This is a genomic window from Paenibacillus sp. IHBB 10380 (assembly GCF_000949425.1).
Lineage (GTDB): Bacteria > Bacillota > Bacilli > Paenibacillales > Paenibacillaceae > Paenibacillus_AQ.
This window is the reverse complement of the sequence record NZ_CP010976.1, coordinates 2,973,586-2,996,164: the sequence shown is the minus strand read 5'-3', so window position 1 is coordinate 2,996,164 and position 22,579 is coordinate 2,973,586. Positions and strand designations below refer to the sequence as shown.

Here is a 22,579-nt window from a genome sequence, read left to right as displayed (position 1 = left end):
GATCATACTAAATTCAATTTGAAAGATGACAAGGATAAGTACTTGACATCTTTCTTTTTTTTATGTATGATTAGTGACGTTGAAGATCTGTAAAGTGTTTTTCCTTGACGAAGGGAGTGCCCCTATGATGAGTCAAGAAGATCGACTCGAGAAAACAAACCGAATCAATCAGTTGTTTGATTTCTATGAATACCTACTTACAGATAAGCAACAGATGTTTTTGAAATATTATTTCCACGATGATTTTTCCCTTGGGGAAATTGCAGCTGAGTTTAATATTAGTCGGCAAGCAATCTATGAACATATTAAACGTGCGGAACATGTTCTTGAAATGTATGAAGAGAAGTTAAATCTTCTACAGAAATATGAACGCCGCAATCATGAGCTGGATGAGCTTCGCAATATACTTCAAGATTGTGATCTTAACCAGGAGCAGAAACTAAAGATAACCCAGATTCTGGATCAACTACAGATATATGAATAAAGGGTAAGGGAGGTGGCAGCGAATGGCATTTGAAGGATTAACCAATCGATTACAGAACGTGTTCAGTAAGCTTCGCGGCAAAGGTAAAGTGTCAGAGGATGATGTGAACGAGGCGATGCGTGAAGTACGCCTTGCTCTTTTGGAAGCGGACGTTAACTTCAAAGTGGTGAAAGAATTCGTTGCCAAGGTCAAAGAGAAGTCCATTGGTAAAGAAGTGATGGACAGCTTCACACCAGGCATGGTCATTATTGATATCGTTAATAAGGAAATGACTGAACTTATGGGTGGAAGTCAGGCCAAGCTTGTTAAGTCTAATAAGCCACCAACGGTTATTATGATGGTCGGTCTCCAAGGTGCGGGTAAGACAACCACATCGGGTAAGTTGGCTAAGCTTCTTCAGAAACAAAATTCTCGTCCATTACTCGTTGCAGGTGATATTTATCGTCCTGCTGCCATTAAACAACTCGAAGTTTTAGGGTCACAGATTAATGTTCCTGTTTTTTCATTAGGTGATCAAGTTAGCCCTGTTGAAATTGCTAAGCAAGGCTTGAAATTCGCTGAGGATAACGGACATGATTATCTGATTATGGATACGGCTGGACGTTTACACATTGATGAAGAGCTGATGGAGGAATTACGCCAGATTCACACAGCGATTAACCCTGATGAGGTGTTACTTGTTGTAGATGCAATGACTGGACAAGATGCAGTTAATGTGGCTGAGAATTTCAATACCATGCTAGCACTTACCGGTGTTGTGCTCACTAAACTTGATGGAGATACACGTGGTGGTGCCGCACTTTCTGTCAAAGCGGTTACGGGTTGTCCTATTAAATTCGCAGCACTTGGTGAGAAAATCGATGCTTTAGAGCCTTTCTATCCAGATCGGATGGCTTCACGGATACTAGGCATGGGTGACATGCTCTCTCTAATTGAGAAGGCTCAATCTAACATTGATGTTGAGAAAGCTAAGGAAATGGAACGTAAAATGCGTAATGCGGAATTTACGTTTGATGACTTCCTAGAGCAAATGGATCAAGTGAAGAAGCTTGGACCTCTCGATCAAATTATGGATATGATTCCTGGTATGGGCAAGATGAAGCAAGCCAAAGACATTAAGGTAGACGATAAGCAAATGGGTCGAATTGAAGCGATTGTCTTCTCTATGACTAAGGAAGAAAAGCAACATCCTAATATGATCGACCATAATCGTCGCAAACGGATTGCAACAGGTAGTGGTACTAATATTGCCGAAGTGAATCGCCTGATCAAACAGTTCGATGAAATGCGTCGTATGATGAAGCAGTTCTCGGATATGATGGGACCTAAAGGTCCCAAAGGAAAAGGGATGAAACAGCTGAAGGGCTTAGCTGGTAAAGGCGGTATGAAGTTTCCATTCCGTTAAGCATAACTATTTTATTTATTGAAGGAGGTGAATTTCATGGCAGTTCGTATTCGTCTTAAACGCATTGGAGCACATAAAGCGCCATTCTACCGTATCGTGGTATCGGATTCTCGGTCCCCGCGTGATGGTCGTTTTATCGAAGAAATTGGTTACTACAATCCGATCGAACAACCGGCAGTAGTTAAAATCGATGAAGATAAAGCACTGACTTGGCTTCAAAACGGTGCGCAAGCATCCGATACAGTTCGTAACTTGCTTAGCAAAGCAGGAGTAATGAAAAAATTCCATGACCTTAAGTTACAGAAATAATAACTGAATGTGAGGGTATCTATGGAAGAATTAGTTAGTGTTATTGCTAAGGCTTTGGTGGATCATCCTGAAGATGTGACCGTCACGACGGTGGAGAAGGATCATCTCGTTGTCTATGAATTGTCTGTTCATCCTAATGACGTAGGCAAAGTCATAGGCAAGCAGGGTAGGATTGCTAAGGCACTGCGCACGGTAGTCACATCTGCAGCAGTTAAAATGGAAAAACGTATAACCGTGGATATTATATCTTAAGATATACAAAAGTGGGTTAGGATGCATGTCCTAACCCTTTTTCGTACATGCTGAAGATGATAGAATAGGTTTTTAACGCAATGTTTCCGCTTTGAAGTATAGTCTCCACTTGGTGGGGTTATTTTAGGAGGGTCATATGTCAGAGCAATTATTAACGGTGGGTAAACTTGTAAATACTCACGGAATTAAAGGTGAAATCAAGGTATTATCACATACAGATTTTCCTGAGCAGCGGTTCGCTAAAGGGAAACGATTGTTTCTTATTCCAACTGAGGGTAATTCTTTTTGGATAACCATAGAATCTGTACGTTTTCATAAGGAAATGTACATTTTGAAATTGGAAGGATTCAGCAACATCAATGAAGTAGAGAAGTACAAGGGCAGTATTCTGAAGGTATCCAAGGATGATGTAGTGGAATTACCAGAGAATGAGTACTATTTTCACGAGATTATAGGCTGTGTTGTGTATACAGATGAGGATCAAGATAAGGCGCTGGGTGTGATTAAGGAGATCCTTACTCCAGGTGCAAATGATGTATGGGTCATCAAGCCATCATCAGGTCCTGATATTCTAATTCCTGTTATTGATGAAGTTGTACTGGATGTAGATGTGAAGAATCAAAAGGTTAAGGTTCACCTGATGGAAGGATTGTTGTAATCATGAAGGTAGATGTCTTGACCTTGTTTCCCGAAATGTTCACAGGTGTGTTCGGTAGCAGTATTCTAGGTAAAGCGAATGATAAGGGTATTGTGTCTTTGAATGCGATTAACTTTCGGGATTATTCACTTAGTAAGCACCATACAGTAGATGATACGCCCTATGGCGGAGGCGGAGGCATGGTGCTGAAGCCCGAGCCTATTTTTGCTGCGGTTGAAGACCTGCTTACGAACACCTCGAGACGTCCAAGAGTCATATTGATGTGCCCACAGGGAGAGACGTTCACTCAGCAAAAGGCGGAGGAGTTATCACAGGAGGAGCACTTAATCTTTGTATGTGGTCATTATGAAGGGTATGATGAACGTATACGAGAGCATCTTGTGACAGATGAGCTGTCCATTGGAGACTATGTGCTTACAGGTGGTGAGCTGCCTGCAATGACAGTCATTGATTCCGTGGTGAGGCTTCTGCCTGGGGTGTTGGGAAATGAGATGTCAGCGATGACTGATTCTTTCAGCACGGGACTACTTGAATATCCACATTATACACGTCCTGCAGAGTTCCGCGGCTGGAAGGTGCCAGATATGTTATTAAGTGGACATCATGCTAATATAGAAGTTTGGCGCAGAGAGCAGGCGCTAAAGCGGACCTTCACACGTCGTCCTGATCTATTGAAGAAATTGACACTTAGTGATCAAGATAAGAAGTATCTGCAACAACTAGCTAGGGAATCTGAATGAGAATAGATTATTCATGATAAGAGGAGGATAATAATGGACTATCAAACTTATTTTCAAAACGTAAGAGAACAACATCTAGAGGAACTTAAACAATGGTTATCAATTCCGAGTATTTCGGCATTGTCAGAACACAAACCTGATATGAACCGCGCGGCTGATTGGTTGGCTGATGCACTAACTAAAGCAGGTCTAGAGAATGTAACTATCCATCAAACCGAAGGGTATCCTATTGTTTACGCAGACCATTTGCATGCACCGGGTAAACCTACAGTATTAGTCTATGGACATTATGACGTACAACCGGTAGATCCACTTCACTTATGGGAGACACCTCCATTTGAACCGACGATCCGTGGAGATAAAATCTATGCTCGTGGAGCAACGGATGATAAAGGTCAAGTATTTCTACATATTAAAGCTGTTGAAGCCATTCTTAAACAAGAGAAGGAACTTCCCGTTAATATTAAGTTCTGCATTGAAGGGGAGGAAGAAGTAACGAGTCCGAACTTGCCTTCGTTCTTAGAATCACACCGTGAGGAAATGGCAGCAGATGTGGTGTTGATCTCAGATACATCATTACTTGAAAAAGGGAAGCCAGCAATCTGTGTAGGACTACGCGGACTGTGCTCACTAGATGTTAAGATCACAACAGCAAATACAGATCTTCATTCAGGTTCCTTTGGTGGTGGGGTTCCTAATGCATTACATGCAATCGTTTCTCTTCTGTCTACACTTCACGATGATCAAGGACGCGTAAATGTAGAAGGTTTCTATGAGGATGTACCTGCACTTTCGCCTGAAATGAAAGCGGAGTTTGTAAAGCAAGCGATCGATGAGAACAAATTACAACATGATTTGGGTCTTGACGCTCTCTACGGAGAAGAAGGTTACTCCTTTGTTGAAAGAACGGGAGCTCGTCCAACACTGGAATTAAACGGGGTCTATGGCGGGTTTCAAGGTGAAGGGTCGAAGACTGTTATTCCGAAAGAAGCACATGCGAAGATTACTTGTCGTCTTGTAGGGTATCAGAAGCCACAAGATATTCTAGATAAAATTGAACGTCATATTCATGCGAATATTCCTACGGGTGCTAAAGTATCGGTTATTCAACGTGAAAAAGGAAATCCGTTCACGATTGATCCATCTACACCAATGCTGCAGAAGGCGGCAGATGCATTCCAGCATGTATACGGGGTTCGTCCAGTGTTTACTAAGGATGGAGGCTCGATTCCCATTGTCGAAACATTTGGACGCTTGTTAAGTGTTCCTGTCGTATTAATGGGCTTCGGGCTACCGGATGAGAATCTACATGCGCCGAATGAACATTTCAATTTGGATAACTTTGATAAAGGACTTCTTACGATTGTGGAGTTTTTGAACCAGGTTTAAGAGGAACTTGATTCGAAGTGCTGTATAATAGCCACCGGGAATGGATGTAACTTACATCCATTCCCGGTGGCTTTTTTATAGTGATATCATATGATGTTCAGGATGGCTTGTTCTTGTCTTCTGCGGGGATTTTAACGATGGAGGTAAAGACATCATACTTCTCTTGTTCTTTGTGCGCATCCTTCTTGTGATGTTTCATATGAAATTGGTTGATCCATTCAAAAAATTCTTTAGCTTCCTCAGAAGTTAAGTAGACTTCTGAATTCTCTAGTTTACCGTAAGGGTTATCGATATTGCTTAAGCTAATAAACTTATTTTTACTCTTTGTATAAATATCTTCAAGTAATTTTTGAGCTTCTGATAAAAATACATGTTGTTCTGAATGGTGTATTTCACTACGAACAATGCTAACACCACCTTGGAAAGGTTGATAATATTTCGCGGTAATACCGTTGATTTGTTTAGTATGGTCAAGTGTAAGAAGGTCAATGCTTATTAGTTTTTTGGCATGATAGTACACTTTGGCAGGAACTTCGCCCATAATATCTGCAATTTCTTTGATCGTAGCAGGTCTGTCTATTTTCTGGAATTCTCCCATGATATCCATTCTGTAAGGGTCCGAATATATTCTGATTTCTTCAAGTGTTCTCAGTATTTTTGTGTCCATCTACGTGCACCTCAGTCATAAGATCCGTATTTATGCATACTCTGCACTTCATTCATTATAATCTGCGGATGGATAAAGCACAAAGAGATAGTCGTCTTATCAAACTTTCATGAAATCCTTCTGTGTCACTAAATAAACAGCTGGAATGATAAGGAGGCCACCTAATAGGAGATAGATCGTATGCACGGGTATGAATTCAGCAACAAATCCTGCTAGCACACTTCCCAAGGGTATAGCACATGTGCAGACCATATTGAATAACGATCCAACTCGGCCAAGCATTTCTTTCGGTGTAACTTCCAACAAATAAGTGGCTGTTGGTGTACTCACGAGGGGAACAGCAATGCCCATTCCGAAGCTAAAGATCGCAGCGGAGTAAAGGGGATAAATGGGGAGAGCTACAGGTATAAAAAGTAAGGCGTAATTAATGCCTAAAATTATGAACCCGCTCACAATCAATTTACTCTTTTTAAAGGACGGACCTTTAATACTGAGCCATAGACCACTAACAATCATGCCTATAATCAGAGAGATACCAAGAATAGATAATCCAATAGGACCTTCGTTAAGAAGTTCCTTTACATATACGGTGTTAAGCACATTAAAAGGGGTAAGGCACAAGTTAACAAAGGTAGCTACACACATAATAATAATTAAAAGTTTATGAGACGCAATGAATGTTAAGCCGACTTTAAATTCTTGGAAATAGCTTGGTTGTGTGCTCGATGTGCTGGAATGAGAAGGAGAATCGCTGGGCACAGTGATAAAAGCAATAAGTAATGCCGAGATTAAAAAGGTCAATCCATCTATGATAAGAGCACCTGACACACCGATGAGTCCTATGAGGGCACCAGCGGCAGCGAGTCCAGCTAATTCGGCAATACGTGCAGAAGTAGAAGAGATGGAATTGCCACTGAGTAGAAGTTGTTTGGGAAGAATACGAGGGACAAGTGACATTTCGGCGGGAGTAGCAAAACATTCGAATGTTGAATTGATAAACGTAAACAAGAATAAATGCCAAGGCTGTAAAAGTCCTTGCCAATAAAGTAATCCTGTAATGATAACGATAGAACCTCTACTTGCATCTGCAATCATGACAATCATACGTTGATTCCAACGATCTACGAGTACACCGGTAAAGAGACTGAAGACTATCCCCGGAACAAAATTTATCGCAAACAAACTCCCCATTAACACCTTGGATCCAGTAAGTAAGTAAACCATCCAACTGTAAGCAATTGAGTCTATGGAGTCACCAAAACGGGAAATGATTTTGGCAGTAAGAAGGTACATAAAAGGTTTGTTCACTTTCAATTCTCTTAATCCCGTTTTCTTGGTTAGAGTTGCTTCTGTCATAAGGAACACTCCTATAAAATTTAGTTAACGTTAAAATTATTTTATTGTTAACTAAATTTTAACTATAATCGTATATTTGTCAATACACTTTGTTGTGTTATCGAAATCGTAAAATAATCAAGTGAAGAGTCAAAACTTCTTGCATGAGGAGAGAAACCTATGTTATAATTACTCCTGTTGTGTATGACTACGGTGGTCCTCTGTTAATAATGAAAGAGAATATGTTTCTCTGGAAGAGGCAAGAACACCTGTATGGAAGGAGGGAATTCTAATATGAATATCCTACAAGCGATTACTCAAGAACAACTTCGCACTGATTTGCCTAACTTTCGCCCTGGAGATACTTTGAAAGTACATGTAAAAGTTATCGAGGGAGCTCGTGAGCGTGTCCAATTATTCGAAGGTGTTGTAATTCAACGTCGTGGTGGCGGAATTGGTGAGACCTTTACAGTACGTAAAGTTTCTTACGGTGTTGGTGTGGAAAGAACTTTCCCACTTAACTCGCCTAAACTCGAGAAAATTGAAGTGGCTCGTCGCGGTAAAGTACGCCGTGCTAAACTCTTCTATCTTCGCGAACTACGCGGTAAAGCAGCGAGAATTAAAGAAATTCGCCGTTAAAAAGCGAACAACCTTAAGGGGCTTGATTTCAAGTCCCTTTCGTTTTAGGATAATAAGGGCATACAATGAGTTATGTCTTTCATTTATTTGAAGCTAAGCTCCGTTGAGGAGCTTTTGTTTTCGGTATAGCGCCTATACCTTGTCGTAATAACGAGGATCAGAGAAGGTGGTGAACGTGATGCAACAGGATATGGATATTCAACAAACACAAGATGATATAAAAGATCATGAGGATAAGGATAAACCATCCAAGAAAAGAAATAATGAAATCGTAGAGTGGCTTAAGGCCATTATCATCGCGGTAATATTAGTTGTTCTCATTCGGTGGTTGCTTTTCAAACCATTTATTGTAGATGGTCCTTCCATGCAGCCTAATTTTCATACGGGTGAACGTGTGATTGTGAATGAAATTCTATATGACATTCGTGAACCTAAACATGGGGAAGTGATTGTTTTTCATGTTCCTTCAGAAGGCAGAGATTTTATTAAACGAGTGATTGCGGTTGCTGGAGACACAGTTAAGGTGGAAGGCGATACGGTACTGGTGAATGGTAAGCCTGTTAATGAAACCTACATACAAGGTGCGATTGATGAAGCCCATCAGCAAGACAGGCTTTATAATGATAAAGATTTCCCGAATGACGAATTTACAGACAATAAGGTACCTGAGGGCTATGTATTTGCTATGGGGGACAACCGTTCAGACAGTAAAGACAGTCGGATGATTGGATTCGTTCCGCTAAGTGATATTGTAGGCCGGGCAGATGTTATTTTTTGGCCTGTAAAAGATATTGAATGGATAAACCATTAACAACTGTGGAAATATAGGATAGTTGTGGCTAAGAATATGAGGTGAAGACGGTGACGACGATTCAGTGGTTCCCAGGTCATATGACCAGAGCACGCCGCCAGATTCAAGATAAATTAAAGTTAATTGATGTTGTGATAGAGCTTATTGATGCACGTCTTCCACTATCGAGTCGTAATCCAATGATTGATGAGATTCTCCTAAATAAACCGAGACTCATTATCATGAATAAAGCGGATTTAGCGGATCAGGAAGTAACGAGAAAATGGCTAGATTATTTCAAAAAGCAAGGACATGTCGCTTTTCCTGTGGATGCTTCCACAGGCACTGGTGTGAAGGACATCCCGGCTCAACTCAAATTGTTGATGAAGGCAAAGATCGATAAACAAATCTCTAAAGGTATGAATCCAAGATCTATTCGTGCGCTCATTGTAGGAATACCGAATGTGGGTAAATCCACGTTGATCAACAAACTCGCAGGTCGGAGTATTGCTATTACGGGTGATCGTCCCGGGGTAACCAAAGGTCAGCAATGGATTAAAGTGGGCAAAGAAATGGAACTGTTGGATACTCCAGGGATTTTGTGGCCGAAATTTGAGGACATGAATGTCGGATATCGTTTAGCTGTTACAGGCGCGGTTAAAGAAGAAATTATGAATTTGGAAGATGTGGCTTTCTTTGCAGTTAAATATCTTTCTAAATATTATTGGGATCCGATGAAAGAGCGTTTCGGTCTTGAGAACGAATCTCCTATCGATCCGGAAAGTTCCGACGATATTATTAAGTTATTAGAAGATATAGGACGCAAACGGGGCTGTTTAATGAGTGGTGGCAGAGTCGATCTAGAGAAGGCTTCGCGTATCTTACTTCATGATTTGCGTGCGGGTAAAATGGGTCGATTCTCTATGGAAGAACCCTATTAATCAAAGTGATGAGGCCACCGTTGATACGGTGGTTTTTTTGTGATATAAGAAAATATAGGATTCAACTATATTTTGCTTATGTTTCTACAAGAAACGGTTCCCGTCCCTTTAAGGATGGCGAAGCCGTTTCTTCTTGTATAGAAATGCTTGAATTCCTGTCGAGAGAAGGCTGTGAAGGATGTGCAGACACTTCTTGATATGGTAAGCTAGAAGTTAATTGAGTTATTCTAAGGTAGTAATCTTTGAGATATGATAGTGGGTTTACGGAGGGATGAATCGTGCGCAAGACAGAAGAAACGGAAATCGTTGTGATTGATATGTTACAGCATGAGAAAAAGTGTATGGAGCAGTCTTATCAACACGTTGCAGGTATAGATGAGGTGGGAAGAGGTTGTCTCTTCGGTGATGTAATTGCAGCGGCGGTCATTCTTCCTGAAGGATTGCTGATTGAAGGTGTTGACGATTCTAAGAAGTTGAATGAGAAGAAGCGTGAATATCTATATGATGTCATCATGGAGAATGCGTTAGCTGTGGGCGTAGGTTACGCGGATGCTGCTACAATAGACCTTATTAATATTAAACAGGCATCGCGTCTAGCCATGAAGAGGGCGCTAGAGAGTTTGTTGTTGGAACCGGATTTTTTGTTGGTCGATGCTGAGAAGGTAGATGTTGACATTCCTCAACTCTCTATCATTAAGGGAGATGCTAACAGTCAATCTATTGCAGCTGCGTCCATCATAGCTAAGGTGACACGCGACCGTTTGTGTCAAGGGACGTGGGAAGCGATGTATCCGGAATACGGTATCGCGGTACATAAAGGGTATGCAACTAAATTTCATCGTCAACAAATTGTGGAGCTTGGACCCACAAAGATGCATCGTCGAAGTTTCCTAAGAAATCTAGAAGTGGTGCAGCAAACATTATTTTGAATAAAGGACCTTAAGCTAAGTCTGTTTAGCACCGATATATATAAAGAAGCGCTAGGGAACGGAGGAAGTATTGTGAATATCGGATCAATGATGCGCGGACTGCTTGGAGATAGTAAGGTCGGAGATGTTAACAAATTAGAAATGAAGACGGGGCAAGTGGTTAGAGGTGTTGTACTCAGTGTCTCTGAGGATGGACAGGATGCTGTCTTACAGATCCAAGGTGTGAAGGTTCAGGCTAAGTTAGAGACGCCTTTGCAACAGGGGCAAGCTACCCTGTTGCAGGTGCAGCCACCGGGTGAGGATGGCAAAATGGTCATGAAGCCATTAAGTCAATCGCCATATACGGCTATTCCTGCTAGTTCTATTGCAGATGTATTAACATCCGTTGGATTATCAGATACAAAGGCTAATCGCGAAATGATACAGACGCTTCAGGCTAGCGGTGTGCCTATAACGAAAGAGAATGCCGTGTTATTTACCGGGGTGTTAATGGCGAAGCCTACAGCTGTTCCAGTAGAGCAGTGGATTCAGTCTGCAGCAATTGCATTTCAGCGTGGTCTCCCTATGACCGGTGAAAGTGTAAAGGGATTACAGCAAGCTGTATTTGGCCCTCCTTTGCACCAATTGCTTTCTGGTCTTGGAGAGCAACTAGCTGTCTTAATATCAAATTCGTTAGGGACGGCTGACGCTATGAATGATGGATCGACCCCGACTATTGTTAAGCCGCCGTCGAATGTGGCAGCTCAGGTAGTTGCAGAGCCTGCAACTGTTGCTGTTGGTAAGGAAGGCGGTACTGCTACGGCGCCCGCAAATTCTACACTGCAGCCGCTTTTAGCGAAGCTGCAGGATGTGCTGCAACAGCTGCGTGGTACGCAGCTGACAGCATCAGCCCCGGCGCCGGAAGCTGCGCCAGGGTCAGTCCCCGCCGCAGCTACGCCTAGCGGCGGTAATACGCCCGGCGCTGCGCCGCAGCCGGGCATGTCAGCCGGCGTGGCTACGCCGCCGGCAAGTGCAAGTGCTGCCGCTCCCTCTGGGATCGCGGCAGGCACGGTGCCGCCTACGGCTACGGCGGCACCTCTAGGCGAAGGCGCTGCGCCTTCGCCAGCATCCGCCCCAGCAGCCCATGAAGATACACCGTGGGTGGGGCGGATGTTGAAGCTGCTCGGTGCAGAGCACGAGCAGCAGGCTGTGCGCGGCGGCACGAACATGCCGGCGCAAGCCCCGCAGGGGCAAGCTGCTACGGCGGGGAACGCGCAGCAAGGAAGCGCAACTGCAGGGCTTGCATCAACGCCCGAGGCGGTGCCAATGCAAGGGCAGCCAGCGACAAGCAGTGCACAGGCGCAGGCAGGTGCTACGGCCGTGTCTGCCCAGCAGACGACAACATCAACACAAGTACCGGTAACGGGAAGTACTCCCGCACCTGTATCAGCAAGCGGGAATACAGCCATACCTGTAACGGTTCAAGCAAGTCCGACTACACAGGGGAATCAGACGCCACTTACGGAAGTGGGAATGACAGGAGCTACACCGACAAATTCAGTTCAAGAAGCAATAAACCGTATGTTTACGCCATTATCTTCGCATGGAAATCCAGCATTGGGATCCGAAACGATGATGCGACCTAATGCAGAGGCGTTAAATGTGAGTCAGGATACGCTGAAGGGGCTTTTGTTACATGTGTTAGAAAGAAATGATGTACCTGTGGCCCTGAAGGAAGCTGCACAGCAGCTTGTGCAGCATATGACAGGTCAACAATTGCTGCTGAATACAGATCGTACAGCCCCCTTTGCTCAAGTAACGATGTTTATTCCGTTTACTGGACAGGACGGTCAGGAGACCGCCTCTGTGCATATACAGTCTAGACGTGGCAAAAAAGGTGAACTTGATGCATCCAACTGTCGGTTATGGTTTGATTTAGATATGAAGCACTTAGGTACAACACTTATTGATGTACAGGTGGTCGACAAAATAGTCACCCTAAAAGTACACAATGATAACACTTGGATAACCTCCTTAATTGAGGATCGGAGAGAAGAAATATCCCAAGCGATTGAATCGGTTGGATATCAGCTGTTGAGTCTTAAAGCGGAACCTTTACCTGTGCCAACCATCGAACAAATAGATGGTAAACAGAGTAGTATAACAACTGAATTTACTCCTCCAACATATAAAGGAGTGGATATGAAGGTATGAGTGATAAGGCGCAGGAAGAGCCGAAGATATCCATGAAAAAGGCAGTAGCACTGAAGTATACTCCTGGCGAGTCAGAGGCACCAATCGTGGTAGCTAAGGGTCGTGGTAAATTGGCAGATACGATACTTGAACGGGCTAAGGAACATGGAGTTCCTGTACAAGAAGATGCTGCTTTAGTTGAGGTTCTATCTCAACTGGATTTGGATCAGCAAATACCCGCTGAGTTATATCAGCTAGTTGCTGAGGTATTATCGTATATTTACCGTACTGACAGTCTGGCTAGGGAAGGAAGATTCTAGTTCATGAATGGACAGATGCATAACAATACACGCAAGCAAAAAGGAGCGGCTGCTGAAGAAGCGGCTGCACTCCATTTAATTGCTGAAGGATATCATATTCTAGACCGCAATTGGCGTTGCCGCAGTGGTGAGCTGGATATAGTTGCTTGTAAGGATGATGTGATTGTTATAGTGGAAGTTCGCAGTCGTACTGGGAATACTACACAGTTCGGTACACCAGCTGAGTCTGTGAATGCTCGTAAAATGAGTCAAGTACGTAAAACTGCAGAAGTATATTTATACTATAAACAAATTGAAACACAGACTATTCGTTTCGATGTGATGGCTGTAAATTTGAATAAAGAGTTGACGGTCTTAAAGATGGAGCATATTCTAGATGCTTTCTAAAATTGGTATTGTTTATTTATCCTTTATTCCGAAATAATAGTATTTATATCATAATTATTAAATTACTAATATATAAAAGCTGGATTTAAGATGTCCTATTCGTATAAGGACATCTTAAATCCAGCTTTTTTTCGTTTCCGCACTATTACCTTATCGTGTCATTCGTTTATTCCAATATATGAATGGTTGATAAGGGTATTTCTGTTCTTTCTCAAAATCGCAGTGATCGGACCAGTGGCATACAAGTTATCAGGCGCTGATATTGGAGAAAATACAGACGATTTCGTAGTAAGACTCATGGATATCGGTATCCTACTGAGGATGCATGTTTTGGAAATAATACGGTTGGACTCTACCGGCGAATGGGAGTAAACGGTCGAAGTTCGGAATATTATCAGCCGATCCGGGAAGTGTCAGAGGGATTAGGGAAGCTGGCCGATCGAGTTAGAACATTAACAAAGTAACCCGGTCGACCTATACCCGTACCAATAGGGCAACCACCTTTTAAGGAAGTAAATAGATAGTACATTCACTCTACAGGTGTTGTTGGGTAGGCGACTCCGCTGGTTGTTGTTCCACTATAGGGGCAAGACTCAGTTTCCATGATGTGACACTAGTGGCAAGTTGAATAACCATTATTATGAAGGAGCGGTAGCGGATATGAAATTTATTTTAAGACTCATAAATAATCACCTTGTAATCAAAATGGATAATCACGATGAATTTAATTTTAAAGGCAAAGGATATACAGGATTGCCCGAGAAGTTTGATTTCGACACGCTCCGTTTAGCTCCAGTAGTTGGAGTGGTAGAGATAAGTGAAGAACAATACATTCATATTATGTCTTTGTATGAAAACGGTGGAGAGTGTGATTGGTGTAGAGAAATAGCTAGTGAATTAAGTGGTCCGCACATGCATAACATGGCGATCAGAAAGAGCATGTCGAGGTTGCTTGGATCATGATAGAGAAGTATATAAGGGTAGCTACGGGGATGATATTGGGAAGTTTGAACCCATCAGAGGAGGTAAGTAATGAAGGCCATAACCATCATACAGCCTTGGGCAACGTTGATCGTATTCGGGGAAAAGAAATTCGAAACACGCAGCTGGGCAAATCAGGCGAAAATGACACGCACAACTACTTGAACGTAGCACTAACTGTGGCGTAACTCTTCTCGCCTTTTATAATCCAGTAAATGATGAATACTCTATAAAAAGTAAATAATTGACACAATAATAAATTTATGGGTATATTAACTCTTGTATTTACAATAAATAACCTGGAGGGTTATCATGAAAAAACTAGTTTCAAGTCTTGTGCTATCATTATTAGTATTATTACTGGCTTTACCGCTTACTGCTTTTGCTGATGAAACAGTACCTAATGTAACGGGTGAGTTTAATCTAGTTGAGACTAACCAAAAGATTGAAGAAGGTCAGGTTTATAAAGAGGAACAACCAGTATATTCAGAACAATATCTATTAGTAGAGGAAGACAAGAATGGTAATATGCCTCCCTCTTCTAGGGCAACAATTGGAGGTTATGGCACAATCAATTGTTTTGATGGAGGACTGCAGATAGCAGTTTGCAACGTCTCCTTTAAATTGACTGGCGGAGCTCAGATTATGGGTGTGGAAGCTACAGTTACTACTTTTGATGCTAGCAATAGACAATGGGGAACGGAACCAATTTCAGTATGGCTCTCTGGTACAGGTACGTTGTATAGTACATTTAATACTCAAACAGAGGAACCCTTGTACAGTGCGGGTAAGTATTATGCCAGAGTAACAGGAGCAATTGGAGGTATTAGCGGAACAGAAGGGGAAAAAACTTATATAATAGTACCATTAAAATCAGCTGAATTCACAATTAAGTAATTGTAATAAAGAGGGGAGTATAATTACTCCCCTCTTTATTTTAGGAGGTTAAATAGATGACGTGGTTTCGCAGAATTATTGATGAGGATAATATGTCAGGTAATTCAGAATATGATTTTTCAGAAGTGCGAATGGATAAAATTCTAAATAAAAACATTAATTTTTCATTAGAAAACATAGATACTATTACTTTGTTTTTTCTAACTTCTTGTTATTTAAATAATAACGATCATTTACAAATTTCAGTAGTAGATACAGAAAAGGCTGAGATAGTAGTAAATAAATTTTTAATATATTTTGAATATGCATTCAAGGTATATGAGGATTCTCAAATAAAAAGGATCGTTTTTAAAAAACTGGATACAAGACTAATAAATTATTTTTCAAGGGTTAATTCTAAAGAAAAGATAGATCCTCTAATTTATGATTTATATTATAGGAATTCCTTTAAAAAATCTTCTTTTACAAAAGTATATGAGTATGAAATAATCCCTGATGCATATTTGGCTTATAGTAGACAATCTAAGTTTACGGATGCATCTTTATGGGACTTCCTAAATAAAACTTTAATAGACGCAGATGGAGCAGTTAATTTCGTACCTATAGGATGGAAACTTAATAATAGCTTGCTTGAGTCTCCCTCATTACATTATTTTGTAGTTCATGCAAATAAGGTAGAGATATTGGCTAATAATGATAATGATATTGCCTATATACGATTGAAGTAATTTTTTAAAATAGAAAGCATTATTAAGAGAATTCGTGTTTTAACGGCTTCTCATCATAGTAAAGGAATCTTAGTGGTTTGACTGTATGATCAGATGATTGTTAAAATGCTCTTGGATCTCTCTCTTGTTACAAAGTACCAGACTCAACCCTTTAGAACCAAATCTAAGACATCCTATTGAATAGGTGAGGGTAAAGATTCAGAATAATAAACCAATCTAGCATATCACCAAGCGTCTAGTATAACGTGTTAGACGCTATTAATACGGATGGCTAGAAACCAAACTATCATAATTTCGCCCTATTAATAACAAAACTGTATTGATGTGGCTGAGTTATATCTTGTCCACTAATCTGTTTATTTGTTTTTTTTGAATTTACTTCAAAAATACCTCCTAAGAAGCATTCATGGATACTTCTTAGGAGGTATTTTTTTATGCTGGTTATATTAACATATAGACGAAAACCTTCATACATTAGTACTAACAATTGTGATAATTTTATCTTAGAAATATGAAGCTTGTCTTCTGAAAGGCAATTTTGTATTGCTTATTACTGGCCAATCTGTGATACGAGAAGATGTTGTATCGATCCTGATATCCCATCATTCGCTGTCCATATAAACAAGGCTAATTCACTTACGCTTCCTCGATGTTAAGCTGTTGTCTGTCTAAATTACGATACTGTATCGCTTCTGCAACATGATAGGCTTCGATATTAGCTTTGCCTTCAAGATCTGCAATAGTGCGTGATAGTTTAATAATACGATCATATGCGCGCATACTAAGACCTAGAGCTTCGAGTGTGTGCTGAAGCATTTCAGCTGTATCTGAACAGAGTGAGGCCTGTTCACGTAGTTGGCTACCTGATAACTCACTATTCCATGAAAAAGGGTAGTGCTTATACCTTGATAGCTGTATAGCATGCGCTCTCATGACTTGTTCCTTCATTTCCTCTGAGGATAGACCGAATCTCTCCCGGCTCCATTCTTTGGGTCTTGGTACATCGACTTGGATATCTATCCGATCAAGGAGAGGGCCAGATATTTTAGAACGATATTGAGTAATACGTGCTTCACTACACGTACAACGATGTTCAGGGTGATCGCTACCAAGATAGCCACAAGGACAACCGTGTGGCTAATAGCTTGGGCAATATTTAAATGAGGAGTGCGTTTAAATGAGTAGCGCACGATTACGGATGCTTGTGGTCGAATTTTTCCTGGAGGAGTTGTTGATTCTACGATTATTTCTTGAACGAGTGTTTTTACTATTTCTCGCTGAGTTTCAAATGAAGGATCATTTTCTATTTTTGATCTAAGAGACAGAAGTAAATCTTCTGCTGAATCAAATAATTGCTCAATATTCTTTTCTCCTTCTATTAAATCGTCTAACTCTCTAACACGTTGCTCTAAAGATAAGGACTCAGACATCATTTCTTGTAACTGTTTTTCAACATCAAGAGCAGTGATCATTTTTTGTCTATACAAGGATAAGATACTTTGACGCTCAGGTTCTTTATCTCGGATACTTTTTTGGATCATTTCTTTTTCGGAAAGAAATAGGCTAGTTTGTGATTTGCGAATTTCTATACCGGTGTTGATTTCTTGTAATGCCTCACCAGGATTACGTATAAATCGGACACATTCCTCCCAAACCATGTTCTCTATCCATTCTGCTGGGATATTTTTCGATTTACATTTGCCTTGCAATGGCCCCCTGTAGGCGGTCTTTCCCCCACAGGTGTAATATGCAGTAGGCTTGCGTCCAACTCCTGTAAAAGCTGTGCCATGATATGTCAGTCCGCAGCTACCACATTTAATCAACCCGCGTAATAGATAATTTCTCTTTTGATTTCTGAACGCTTCGAGTTGATTATCCCGAAGTGTTTCTTGTGACGAATTCCATAATTGCTCTGTAACAATTGCTGGTACCTTTCTATTTATTAGTTCTCGATCTTTCTTTGAACGTTTCCCATAAATGTGAAGGCCCTTGTAGGTTGGGTTAGTGACCATATTCCTTATCCGCCCAGGAGTCCAAATTCCAGCGGTATTTTCTTTGCGCTTACCCTTCTTAATTTTACGGCCATCCTTAACATATGACGGTGGTATATTCAAAGAATTGAAATAGTCAGCAACTTTAATAGTTGACCATTTTTCGTTACCAACTAGATGATACATCAGACGTATTACACCGGCTTCTGATAACTCTTCTTTACCTGGAAGTGGCTCTTCATTAATTTGAAGGAACTTATCAATGACCTGGTAACCATAGGGTACAATCCCACCTAGCCATTGTCCTAACCGTGCGACTCGATTGGCTCCATGCCATAACGTTTCAAGTAGTGTATCCCGATCGAATTCGGCTTGTCCGGCCAATAGAGTTATGACAAACCTGCCCATAGGTGTGCTTGTGTCAAAAGGTTCAGTCATGCTCTTGATTGTAACGCCATATTCCTCAAGCTGATATATAGCGTCTAATGTTACTCTGGCTTTACGACCGAGTCGTTTCATATTGTAAATAAGTACAGTTTTAAATTTTCCTGCTTTAGCATCTTCTAATAACCGCAGTCCTTCAGGTCGTTGATCCAAGGGAATTGTTCCAGAAACCCCATCATCTTTATACCAATCAGCTATATTTAAGTTATGAAGATCACAATATTTTATAGCAAATTCAATCTGCGTCTGAATGGTTTCCCGTTCCTGCTGGTCATCAGAAGAAACACGAGGGTATACCACAACGTCTTTGCATTGATCCTCAACGAAATTGATCATAGATGATTTACCCCCTTAGAAATTTTGTGCATCTTCAATTGCGTCTATCGATAAAAAGAGTTGGTCTATAGATCTCCCATGTCTCCATGCTATTTTAGGTAGATTAATAGCTACATAGCCTGGCTTGTCATGGATAACTTGAATATCTTCAGAGAGTACAGGAGCAGCAGCATTAGGTATGTATGGCGGAATATCACACTGCTTATAGTTCTTATCTACCTGAATGGATAACTGACTATCCCAATCGAACCCTGCTGGCTGTTCTACCACTAATGTGTGTGGACGTGACCAATCCCCATCATAGTCGTAATAGGCACGGATTCGAACCCCAAGTAGGCTATCGTTATTTAGGTCCTCATCTAAAGTTAAAGAATAGTCATTACATGTGGAGTTGTTTTCTAGCATAAGTTTCGATTGATAATTATCATGTTCAAACTGTTCGATTCGTCTTTCTGCAAGCTCCAACGGTACCCGAAATTCATGTGCCACAAAAGCTATAGCATCACTTTTACAAGTAGGTAAGGTCAATCTAGTGAGCATCGAGAATGGAATAGCTGCATAAAGCACGAATCTTTCAGCTTCTCTTTCTTGTGCATCGGTAAATTGTTTCGGCATCAAGGTTTGGTTTCCTGCATGACGTAGCAGGTGGCAGAGCTCGTGTAAAAATTCGAGCCACTGTTTAACAAGGTTGTTCCGATCATCAATAAACATGGTGGATAAACCTTTTACGGATTCAATGGCCCTACTTGGAACACTCTCATAATGCACCCAAATATTCAGGAGCTTTGATAGCTCATCAATCTCTAACTGATGTGTTTCGGTAATTCCTATTTCTTCGTATAAGTTCTCTACAAATTGCTCGGTTTTAGTTATTTGATGACAGTATGACAAGTTAAAAACCTCCATAATGGGAATATATGTTCTGTTATGCAGTAAAAAGAAAAGCCATTGCTGGCTTGGTATTTAGAATTAACTATTTTGCTTTCCATTCTTCAAAAGCTTGTACATGTAGACCGCCAGAAACTAATAAAGCAATTATACTTAGTACTACAGAAGCTCCACTACTTTCAAACCATTGACCAATTATCCAAGCGATAAACACCCATGCGATTATGAAAACAACAAGTAGAATAATTTTTGTAACTTTAAAACACATGAGAATTATTAATCCGAATAATGCCCCTCCGAACAACCACCAGGAAGAATAATAAATTCCTAAAGCTGTAGAAATAACTATAATTTCAGCAAGAGCTAGTCCTGCACCATTACCTTGATTCTTGGCATCGACAATACTTTGGCTTATCTCTTTACGAAGTTCTTTATTATCATTCATATTTTTTTTCACCATATATATCCCCATCGGCTGAGGTATTTGCTATTAAATGCTAAGTAATTTACTCTCCTTGAAAATCCCCAGGCTTACGTCCTTTTTCTTTCTCTTGTAGTATCTTAAAAATCTGACGCATTTCTTCACGTCTTTCTTCTGGGGCACTTAAATAGTCTTTAAAAAAGATGCCATGCTCAGGATTGTTTATGAAAGTTTCAAATCCAGCCATGTCTTTAGAATTCAAATTACTTTTACTTGGAGTAGGATCGTTAGTTTGTCCTAGTATATAATCTGAATTTGTTTCAAGAATATTAGCTATTTTAGTTAATGTTTCTGTATCTACATCTCGCTTACCGGATTCGTAGTTTCCATATCCTTGACGAGTTATTCCAAGTTTATCTGCCATATTTTGATGTGTAAGTTTTTTCTTAAGCCTCATAGTGGCTAATCTATCTAAGTCAAGCATTGTATCTATCACCTCACATTTATCACAAGTATAACGCAACTATTTGTTGCCATAAACCCCAGAAACAAAAAGTTGCATAAATAAGTTGACAGAAACATTATGTTGCGTGTAATATAAAGTATAAGGAAACGAAATGTTGCGTGGAGGTGGACGATATAACTAGAGAATGGTTGGTCAAGTTAAGAACAAAAGCTGAGAAAACGCATGATGATATTGCAATTGAAGTTGATATCAGCCGTCAATATTATGGAATGATTGAATCGGGAATTAGAAACCCGAGTGTATCACTTGCTCAACGCATAGCTATTGTATTAGGGTTCAATTGGATAAATTTTTTTACAGATCAAGGCAACGAAATGATTCGTTGTGAGGAATCCACAACAACTGAGCGTAAGGAGGTGATCTAATTGAAAACTCCCCAAGGGATTAGATATACAGCAGAGTACGAACCCGACATGGAGAAGATGGTCAAGGCTTTAAAGATTGTTCAAGAAGCTCCTATGCCAAATCAGGAGATCAAATCTGATGATGAGCTTCAGGAGGGAGCTTAAGAGCATAAAAGAAAGCCGCCGGAGCTGTACTGGCTGCCAGCGGCGAATGGGATGACAGACGGTAAGGGGAGCGTCTTGCTTGCAACTAAATCATACAACAGGCCCTTGTCCAATAGCATCCGAAAAAATGGACAAATGAGGTGATTGGAAGGATGGCAATTGGACAATTTCCGCAAGCACTAGAAGAAATGCTTAAGCGGACGGGAGATACCCGCGAGAAAGCAGCTAAAGCTGCGCATGTTGACGGTTCGACGGTTGGTAAGATCATCAAAGGAACACGAAATCCTTCTAAAGAGGTAATGTTAGCTGCTGCTGAACATTACGATGATGGACAACTATTCCTTGCAGCTGCGGGTGAGGTGACGGGTGGTGCGTTTATCCCTTGGTTGGATGGGGCCGACTTACATAAGTCTAGCACTACACTGAAAACACTTGAAGAGATGGAAGAGGCAGGGGAAGCACTTAACGAGATTCCGATCACGAAGCGACCTGATCAACTAAATCAGGAAGAGAGGCAGCTGATCAGATCATCGATTGTCGAACAGATTGAGGCTGTTACAGCCCTTATGCATAACATTGTCATCCTTTGTAGGGAATACGGATTTTCATTTTCTGGAATGTTTCGTGAACATGCTGCAGAAATGAAACTTAAAAAATATATGAAATGAGGGAACCAAAGTGAATAGAACTCAGTTGGTCACAGAAGCAAAGCAGGCTGGAAGAAACGCGAAGTATAACCTGCAGGTAATTCGTGAGACTCCAACAAAGATATTACCAGGAAAAATGGAGAATGCAGAAGCCTACCTGGAGATGATGATTAGTTTTGCAAAAGAAGAACAGAAAAACGCTCGGCTGGCAGGCCGAACGCTTGGTTTGAGAACTCGACTAAGAAATCTCGTTACGTCTATTTTAACCCCTGAGAGCAATAAGGGCAAGGGTGAAGTAGTATGACCCATACAAATCAATTAGCAGAGGCATATATAACATCTTCAAAAGCTATGGCGGCTAATACAAAGGCAGTAACCGAAGCACTTGGAGAAGGACGTGTAGAGAGTGAAGAGTTCCAACAACTTTGGATAGAGCGAGATAACATCTTTCTCTCATTGAACAATGCAACTGCAATATTACGGGAGCTACCCCTTGAAGAGGCATTAACAACTTACAAAGAAATTGAACGCTTACGAAATCATGTAACTCAATAAAGGACAGGCCATTCGGCCTTGTCTCACAGCGTCGGGCGGTTTCATAATCTACTCCCCTTCGGCGTTGTGAGATGTGGCTGACCGCATCCAAGGTGGTGGCGAAATATAGACGCATAGGCTTAAGCGATGGTACAGGTCGACAAAAGTCGATGTCTCGTAGTGAACTACGTAAGTAGTTGCAATCCATTGCGTGCAAGGGTGAAAGTCCCTCGCCCACCTTGCTACTACATATGAAAGGA

At 41.0% G+C, this 22,579-nt stretch carries 28 protein-coding genes and 2 pseudogenes; 23 read left to right on the top strand and 7 right to left on the bottom strand.

Features of this window, described 5'->3' with window-relative positions; all coding sequences use genetic code 11:
- Positions 1–127: 127 nt before the first annotated feature.
- From UB51_RS13185 to UB51_RS13155, 7 genes are all read left to right on the top strand, one after another.
- Entirely contained in the window at positions 128–484 is a 357-nt protein-coding gene (locus UB51_RS13185; RefSeq protein ID WP_044880133.1) for a putative DNA-binding protein, read from the top strand.
- A 22-nt stretch (positions 485–506) separates the two neighbouring features.
- Positions 507–1,889 carry a signal recognition particle protein gene (gene ffh, locus UB51_RS13180; protein ID WP_044877686.1) on the top strand — a complete coding sequence of 461 codons (1,383 nt, stop codon included), beginning with the start codon at positions 507–509 and terminating at the stop codon, positions 1,887–1,889.
- Positions 1,890–1,925: 36 nt separating this feature from the next.
- The gene (gene rpsP / locus UB51_RS13175) at positions 1,926–2,198 is read left to right on the top strand and encodes a 30S ribosomal protein S16 (RefSeq protein WP_044877685.1); all 273 of its coding nucleotides are present in this window, start codon (positions 1,926–1,928) and stop codon (positions 2,196–2,198) included.
- A 21-nt stretch (positions 2,199–2,219) separates the two neighbouring features.
- The gene (locus tag UB51_RS13170; protein WP_044877684.1) at positions 2,220–2,450 is read left to right on the top strand and encodes a KH domain-containing protein; all 231 of its coding nucleotides are present in this window, start codon (positions 2,220–2,222) and stop codon (positions 2,448–2,450) included.
- A gap of 136 nt (positions 2,451–2,586) precedes the next feature.
- Positions 2,587–3,108 (top strand): ribosome maturation factor RimM, encoded by a 522-nt coding sequence (gene rimM / locus UB51_RS13165; protein WP_044877683.1) that lies wholly within the window; start codon positions 2,587–2,589, stop codon positions 3,106–3,108.
- Between the two features lie 2 nt (positions 3,109–3,110).
- Positions 3,111–3,848, top strand: coding sequence for a tRNA (guanosine(37)-N1)-methyltransferase TrmD (gene trmD / locus UB51_RS13160; protein WP_044877682.1), 738 nt, complete (start codon positions 3,111–3,113; stop codon positions 3,846–3,848).
- A 33-nt stretch (positions 3,849–3,881) separates the two neighbouring features.
- Complete coding sequence (locus UB51_RS13155) at positions 3,882–5,237, top strand: dipeptidase (protein ID WP_044877681.1); 1,356 nt, start codon at positions 3,882–3,884, stop codon at positions 5,235–5,237.
- 97 nt (positions 5,238–5,334) lie between these two features.
- Here the strand turns inward: UB51_RS13155 and UB51_RS13150 are convergent, their stop codons facing one another.
- The gene (locus tag UB51_RS13150; RefSeq protein ID WP_044877680.1) at positions 5,335–5,904 is read right to left on the bottom strand and encodes a winged helix-turn-helix domain-containing protein; all 570 of its coding nucleotides are present in this window, start codon (positions 5,902–5,904) and stop codon (positions 5,335–5,337) included.
- Positions 5,905–6,003: 99 nt separating this feature from the next.
- On the bottom strand, positions 6,004–7,260 hold the full coding sequence (locus tag UB51_RS13145) for an MFS transporter (RefSeq protein WP_044877679.1): 1,257 nt from the start codon (positions 7,258–7,260) through the stop codon (positions 6,004–6,006).
- A 273-nt stretch (positions 7,261–7,533) separates the two neighbouring features.
- On the opposite strand from UB51_RS13145, the gene rplS reads away from it, so the two are divergent.
- The 11 genes and pseudogenes from rplS (at position 7,534) to UB51_RS13090 (ending at position 16,023) form a co-directional block, all read left to right on the top strand.
- Positions 7,534–7,878 carry a 50S ribosomal protein L19 gene (gene rplS, locus UB51_RS13140; RefSeq protein WP_044877678.1) on the top strand — a complete coding sequence of 115 codons (345 nt, stop codon included), beginning with the start codon at positions 7,534–7,536 and terminating at the stop codon, positions 7,876–7,878.
- A 178-nt stretch (positions 7,879–8,056) separates the two neighbouring features.
- Positions 8,057–8,689: a signal peptidase I gene (lepB, locus tag UB51_RS13135; protein ID WP_144407014.1), complete on the top strand. Its 633-nt coding sequence runs from the start codon at positions 8,057–8,059 to the stop codon at positions 8,687–8,689.
- A gap of 50 nt (positions 8,690–8,739) precedes the next feature.
- Positions 8,740–9,609 (top strand): ribosome biogenesis GTPase YlqF, encoded by an 870-nt coding sequence (ylqF, locus tag UB51_RS13130; RefSeq protein ID WP_267884704.1) that lies wholly within the window; start codon positions 8,740–8,742, stop codon positions 9,607–9,609.
- A gap of 278 nt (positions 9,610–9,887) precedes the next feature.
- Positions 9,888–10,538: a ribonuclease HII gene (locus UB51_RS13125; protein ID WP_267884703.1), complete on the top strand. Its 651-nt coding sequence runs from the start codon at positions 9,888–9,890 to the stop codon at positions 10,536–10,538.
- Positions 10,539–10,610: 72 nt separating this feature from the next.
- Positions 10,611–12,731, top strand: coding sequence for a hypothetical protein (locus UB51_RS13120; protein WP_044877677.1), 2,121 nt, complete (start codon positions 10,611–10,613; stop codon positions 12,729–12,731).
- Entirely contained in the window at positions 12,728–13,030 is a 303-nt protein-coding gene (locus tag UB51_RS13115) for an EscU/YscU/HrcU family type III secretion system export apparatus switch protein (RefSeq protein WP_044877676.1), read from the top strand. The genes UB51_RS13120 and UB51_RS13115 overlap by 4 nt, the downstream gene beginning before the upstream one ends.
- Before the next feature lie 3 nt (positions 13,031–13,033).
- On the top strand, positions 13,034–13,417 hold the full coding sequence (locus tag UB51_RS13110) for a YraN family protein (protein ID WP_044877675.1): 384 nt from the start codon (positions 13,034–13,036) through the stop codon (positions 13,415–13,417).
- A gap of 660 nt (positions 13,418–14,077) precedes the next feature.
- Positions 14,078–14,380 (top strand): hypothetical protein, encoded by a 303-nt coding sequence (locus UB51_RS13105; RefSeq protein ID WP_044877674.1) that lies wholly within the window; start codon positions 14,078–14,080, stop codon positions 14,378–14,380.
- 69 nt (positions 14,381–14,449) lie between these two features.
- Positions 14,450–14,527 (top strand): annotated as a pseudogene (locus UB51_RS27855) (2-oxoglutarate dehydrogenase E1); the annotation flags it as partial.
- A gap of 183 nt (positions 14,528–14,710) precedes the next feature.
- The gene (locus UB51_RS13095) at positions 14,711–15,295 is read left to right on the top strand and encodes a hypothetical protein (protein WP_044877672.1); all 585 of its coding nucleotides are present in this window, start codon (positions 14,711–14,713) and stop codon (positions 15,293–15,295) included.
- A gap of 56 nt (positions 15,296–15,351) precedes the next feature.
- Complete coding sequence (locus UB51_RS13090; protein ID WP_044877671.1) at positions 15,352–16,023, top strand: hypothetical protein; 672 nt, start codon at positions 15,352–15,354, stop codon at positions 16,021–16,023.
- A gap of 636 nt (positions 16,024–16,659) precedes the next feature.
- Here UB51_RS13090 and UB51_RS13085 read toward each other — a convergent pair.
- The 5 genes and pseudogenes from UB51_RS13085 to UB51_RS13065 form a co-directional block, all read right to left on the bottom strand.
- Positions 16,660–17,091 (bottom strand): annotated as a pseudogene (locus UB51_RS13085) (ATP-binding protein); the annotation flags it as partial.
- Positions 17,040–18,794: a recombinase family protein gene (locus tag UB51_RS13080; RefSeq protein WP_044877669.1), complete on the bottom strand. Its 1,755-nt coding sequence runs from the start codon at positions 18,792–18,794 to the stop codon at positions 17,040–17,042. The pseudogene UB51_RS13085 and the gene UB51_RS13080, both read right to left, overlap by 52 nt.
- Positions 18,795–18,809: 15 nt before the next feature.
- The gene (locus UB51_RS26495) at positions 18,810–19,685 is read right to left on the bottom strand and encodes an ImmA/IrrE family metallo-endopeptidase (protein ID WP_052675919.1); all 876 of its coding nucleotides are present in this window, start codon (positions 19,683–19,685) and stop codon (positions 18,810–18,812) included.
- A gap of 82 nt (positions 19,686–19,767) precedes the next feature.
- On the bottom strand, positions 19,768–20,127 hold the full coding sequence (locus tag UB51_RS13070; protein WP_144407013.1) for a hypothetical protein: 360 nt from the start codon (positions 20,125–20,127) through the stop codon (positions 19,768–19,770).
- A 61-nt stretch (positions 20,128–20,188) separates the two neighbouring features.
- Positions 20,189–20,587, bottom strand: a complete 399-nt coding sequence (locus UB51_RS13065) for a helix-turn-helix domain-containing protein (protein ID WP_044877667.1) — start codon at positions 20,585–20,587, stop codon at positions 20,189–20,191.
- Between the two features lie 140 nt (positions 20,588–20,727).
- Here UB51_RS13065 and UB51_RS13060 point away from each other — a divergent pair, with 140 nt between their 5' ends.
- The 5 genes from UB51_RS13060 to UB51_RS13045 all read left to right on the top strand — a co-directional run bounded on the left by UB51_RS13060 (position 20,728) and on the right by UB51_RS13045 (position 22,340).
- Positions 20,728–20,994 carry a helix-turn-helix transcriptional regulator gene (locus tag UB51_RS13060; RefSeq protein ID WP_234405434.1) on the top strand — a complete coding sequence of 89 codons (267 nt, stop codon included), beginning with the start codon at positions 20,728–20,730 and terminating at the stop codon, positions 20,992–20,994.
- On the top strand, positions 20,995–21,138 hold the full coding sequence (locus tag UB51_RS28545; protein ID WP_199924931.1) for a hypothetical protein: 144 nt from the start codon (positions 20,995–20,997) through the stop codon (positions 21,136–21,138).
- A gap of 152 nt (positions 21,139–21,290) precedes the next feature.
- The gene (locus UB51_RS13055) at positions 21,291–21,806 is read left to right on the top strand and encodes a helix-turn-helix domain-containing protein (protein ID WP_044877666.1); all 516 of its coding nucleotides are present in this window, start codon (positions 21,291–21,293) and stop codon (positions 21,804–21,806) included.
- A 10-nt stretch (positions 21,807–21,816) separates the two neighbouring features.
- On the top strand, positions 21,817–22,089 hold the full coding sequence (locus UB51_RS13050; RefSeq protein ID WP_044877665.1) for a hypothetical protein: 273 nt from the start codon (positions 21,817–21,819) through the stop codon (positions 22,087–22,089).
- Positions 22,086–22,340 (top strand): hypothetical protein, encoded by a 255-nt coding sequence (locus UB51_RS13045; RefSeq protein WP_044877664.1) that lies wholly within the window; start codon positions 22,086–22,088, stop codon positions 22,338–22,340. Before UB51_RS13050 ends, UB51_RS13045 begins: the two co-directional genes overlap by 4 nt.
- Positions 22,341–22,579: the final 239 nt, after the last annotated feature.

Coding starts and splice junctions, on each gene's coding strand:
- ffh (WP_044877686.1), top strand. CDS start 507: ATGGCATTTGAAGGATTAACCAATCGATTACAGAACGTGTTCAGTAAG.
- rplS (WP_044877678.1), top strand. CDS start 7,534: ATGAATATCCTACAAGCGATTACTCAAGAACAACTTCGCACTGATTTG.
- UB51_RS13065 (WP_044877667.1), bottom strand. CDS start 20,587: ATGCTTGACTTAGATAGATTAGCCACTATGAGGCTTAAGAAAAAACTT.
- UB51_RS13045 (WP_044877664.1), top strand. CDS start 22,086: ATGACCCATACAAATCAATTAGCAGAGGCATATATAACATCTTCAAAA.
- UB51_RS13145 (WP_044877679.1), bottom strand. CDS start 7,260: ATGACAGAAGCAACTCTAACCAAGAAAACGGGATTAAGAGAATTGAAA.
- rpsP (WP_044877685.1), top strand. CDS start 1,926: ATGGCAGTTCGTATTCGTCTTAAACGCATTGGAGCACATAAAGCGCCA.
- UB51_RS13055 (WP_044877666.1), top strand. CDS start 21,291: ATGGCAATTGGACAATTTCCGCAAGCACTAGAAGAAATGCTTAAGCGG.
- UB51_RS13080 (WP_044877669.1), bottom strand. CDS start 18,794: ATGATCAATTTCGTTGAGGATCAATGCAAAGACGTTGTGGTATACCCT.
- lepB (WP_144407014.1), top strand. CDS start 8,057: ATGCAACAGGATATGGATATTCAACAAACACAAGATGATATAAAAGAT.
- UB51_RS13170 (WP_044877684.1), top strand. CDS start 2,220: ATGGAAGAATTAGTTAGTGTTATTGCTAAGGCTTTGGTGGATCATCCT.
- UB51_RS13090 (WP_044877671.1), top strand. CDS start 15,352: ATGACGTGGTTTCGCAGAATTATTGATGAGGATAATATGTCAGGTAAT.
- UB51_RS13150 (WP_044877680.1), bottom strand. CDS start 5,904: ATGGACACAAAAATACTGAGAACACTTGAAGAAATCAGAATATATTCG.
- UB51_RS13185 (WP_044880133.1), top strand. CDS start 128: ATGAGTCAAGAAGATCGACTCGAGAAAACAAACCGAATCAATCAGTTG.
- UB51_RS13115 (WP_044877676.1), top strand. CDS start 12,728: ATGAGTGATAAGGCGCAGGAAGAGCCGAAGATATCCATGAAAAAGGCA.
- UB51_RS13095 (WP_044877672.1), top strand. CDS start 14,711: ATGAAAAAACTAGTTTCAAGTCTTGTGCTATCATTATTAGTATTATTA.
- UB51_RS13155 (WP_044877681.1), top strand. CDS start 3,882: ATGGACTATCAAACTTATTTTCAAAACGTAAGAGAACAACATCTAGAG.
- rimM (WP_044877683.1), top strand. CDS start 2,587: ATGTCAGAGCAATTATTAACGGTGGGTAAACTTGTAAATACTCACGGA.
- UB51_RS13110 (WP_044877675.1), top strand. CDS start 13,034: ATGAATGGACAGATGCATAACAATACACGCAAGCAAAAAGGAGCGGCT.
- UB51_RS13070 (WP_144407013.1), bottom strand. CDS start 20,127: ATGAATGATAATAAAGAACTTCGTAAAGAGATAAGCCAAAGTATTGTC.
- trmD (WP_044877682.1), top strand. CDS start 3,111: ATGAAGGTAGATGTCTTGACCTTGTTTCCCGAAATGTTCACAGGTGTG.
- UB51_RS13105 (WP_044877674.1), top strand. CDS start 14,078: ATGAAATTTATTTTAAGACTCATAAATAATCACCTTGTAATCAAAATG.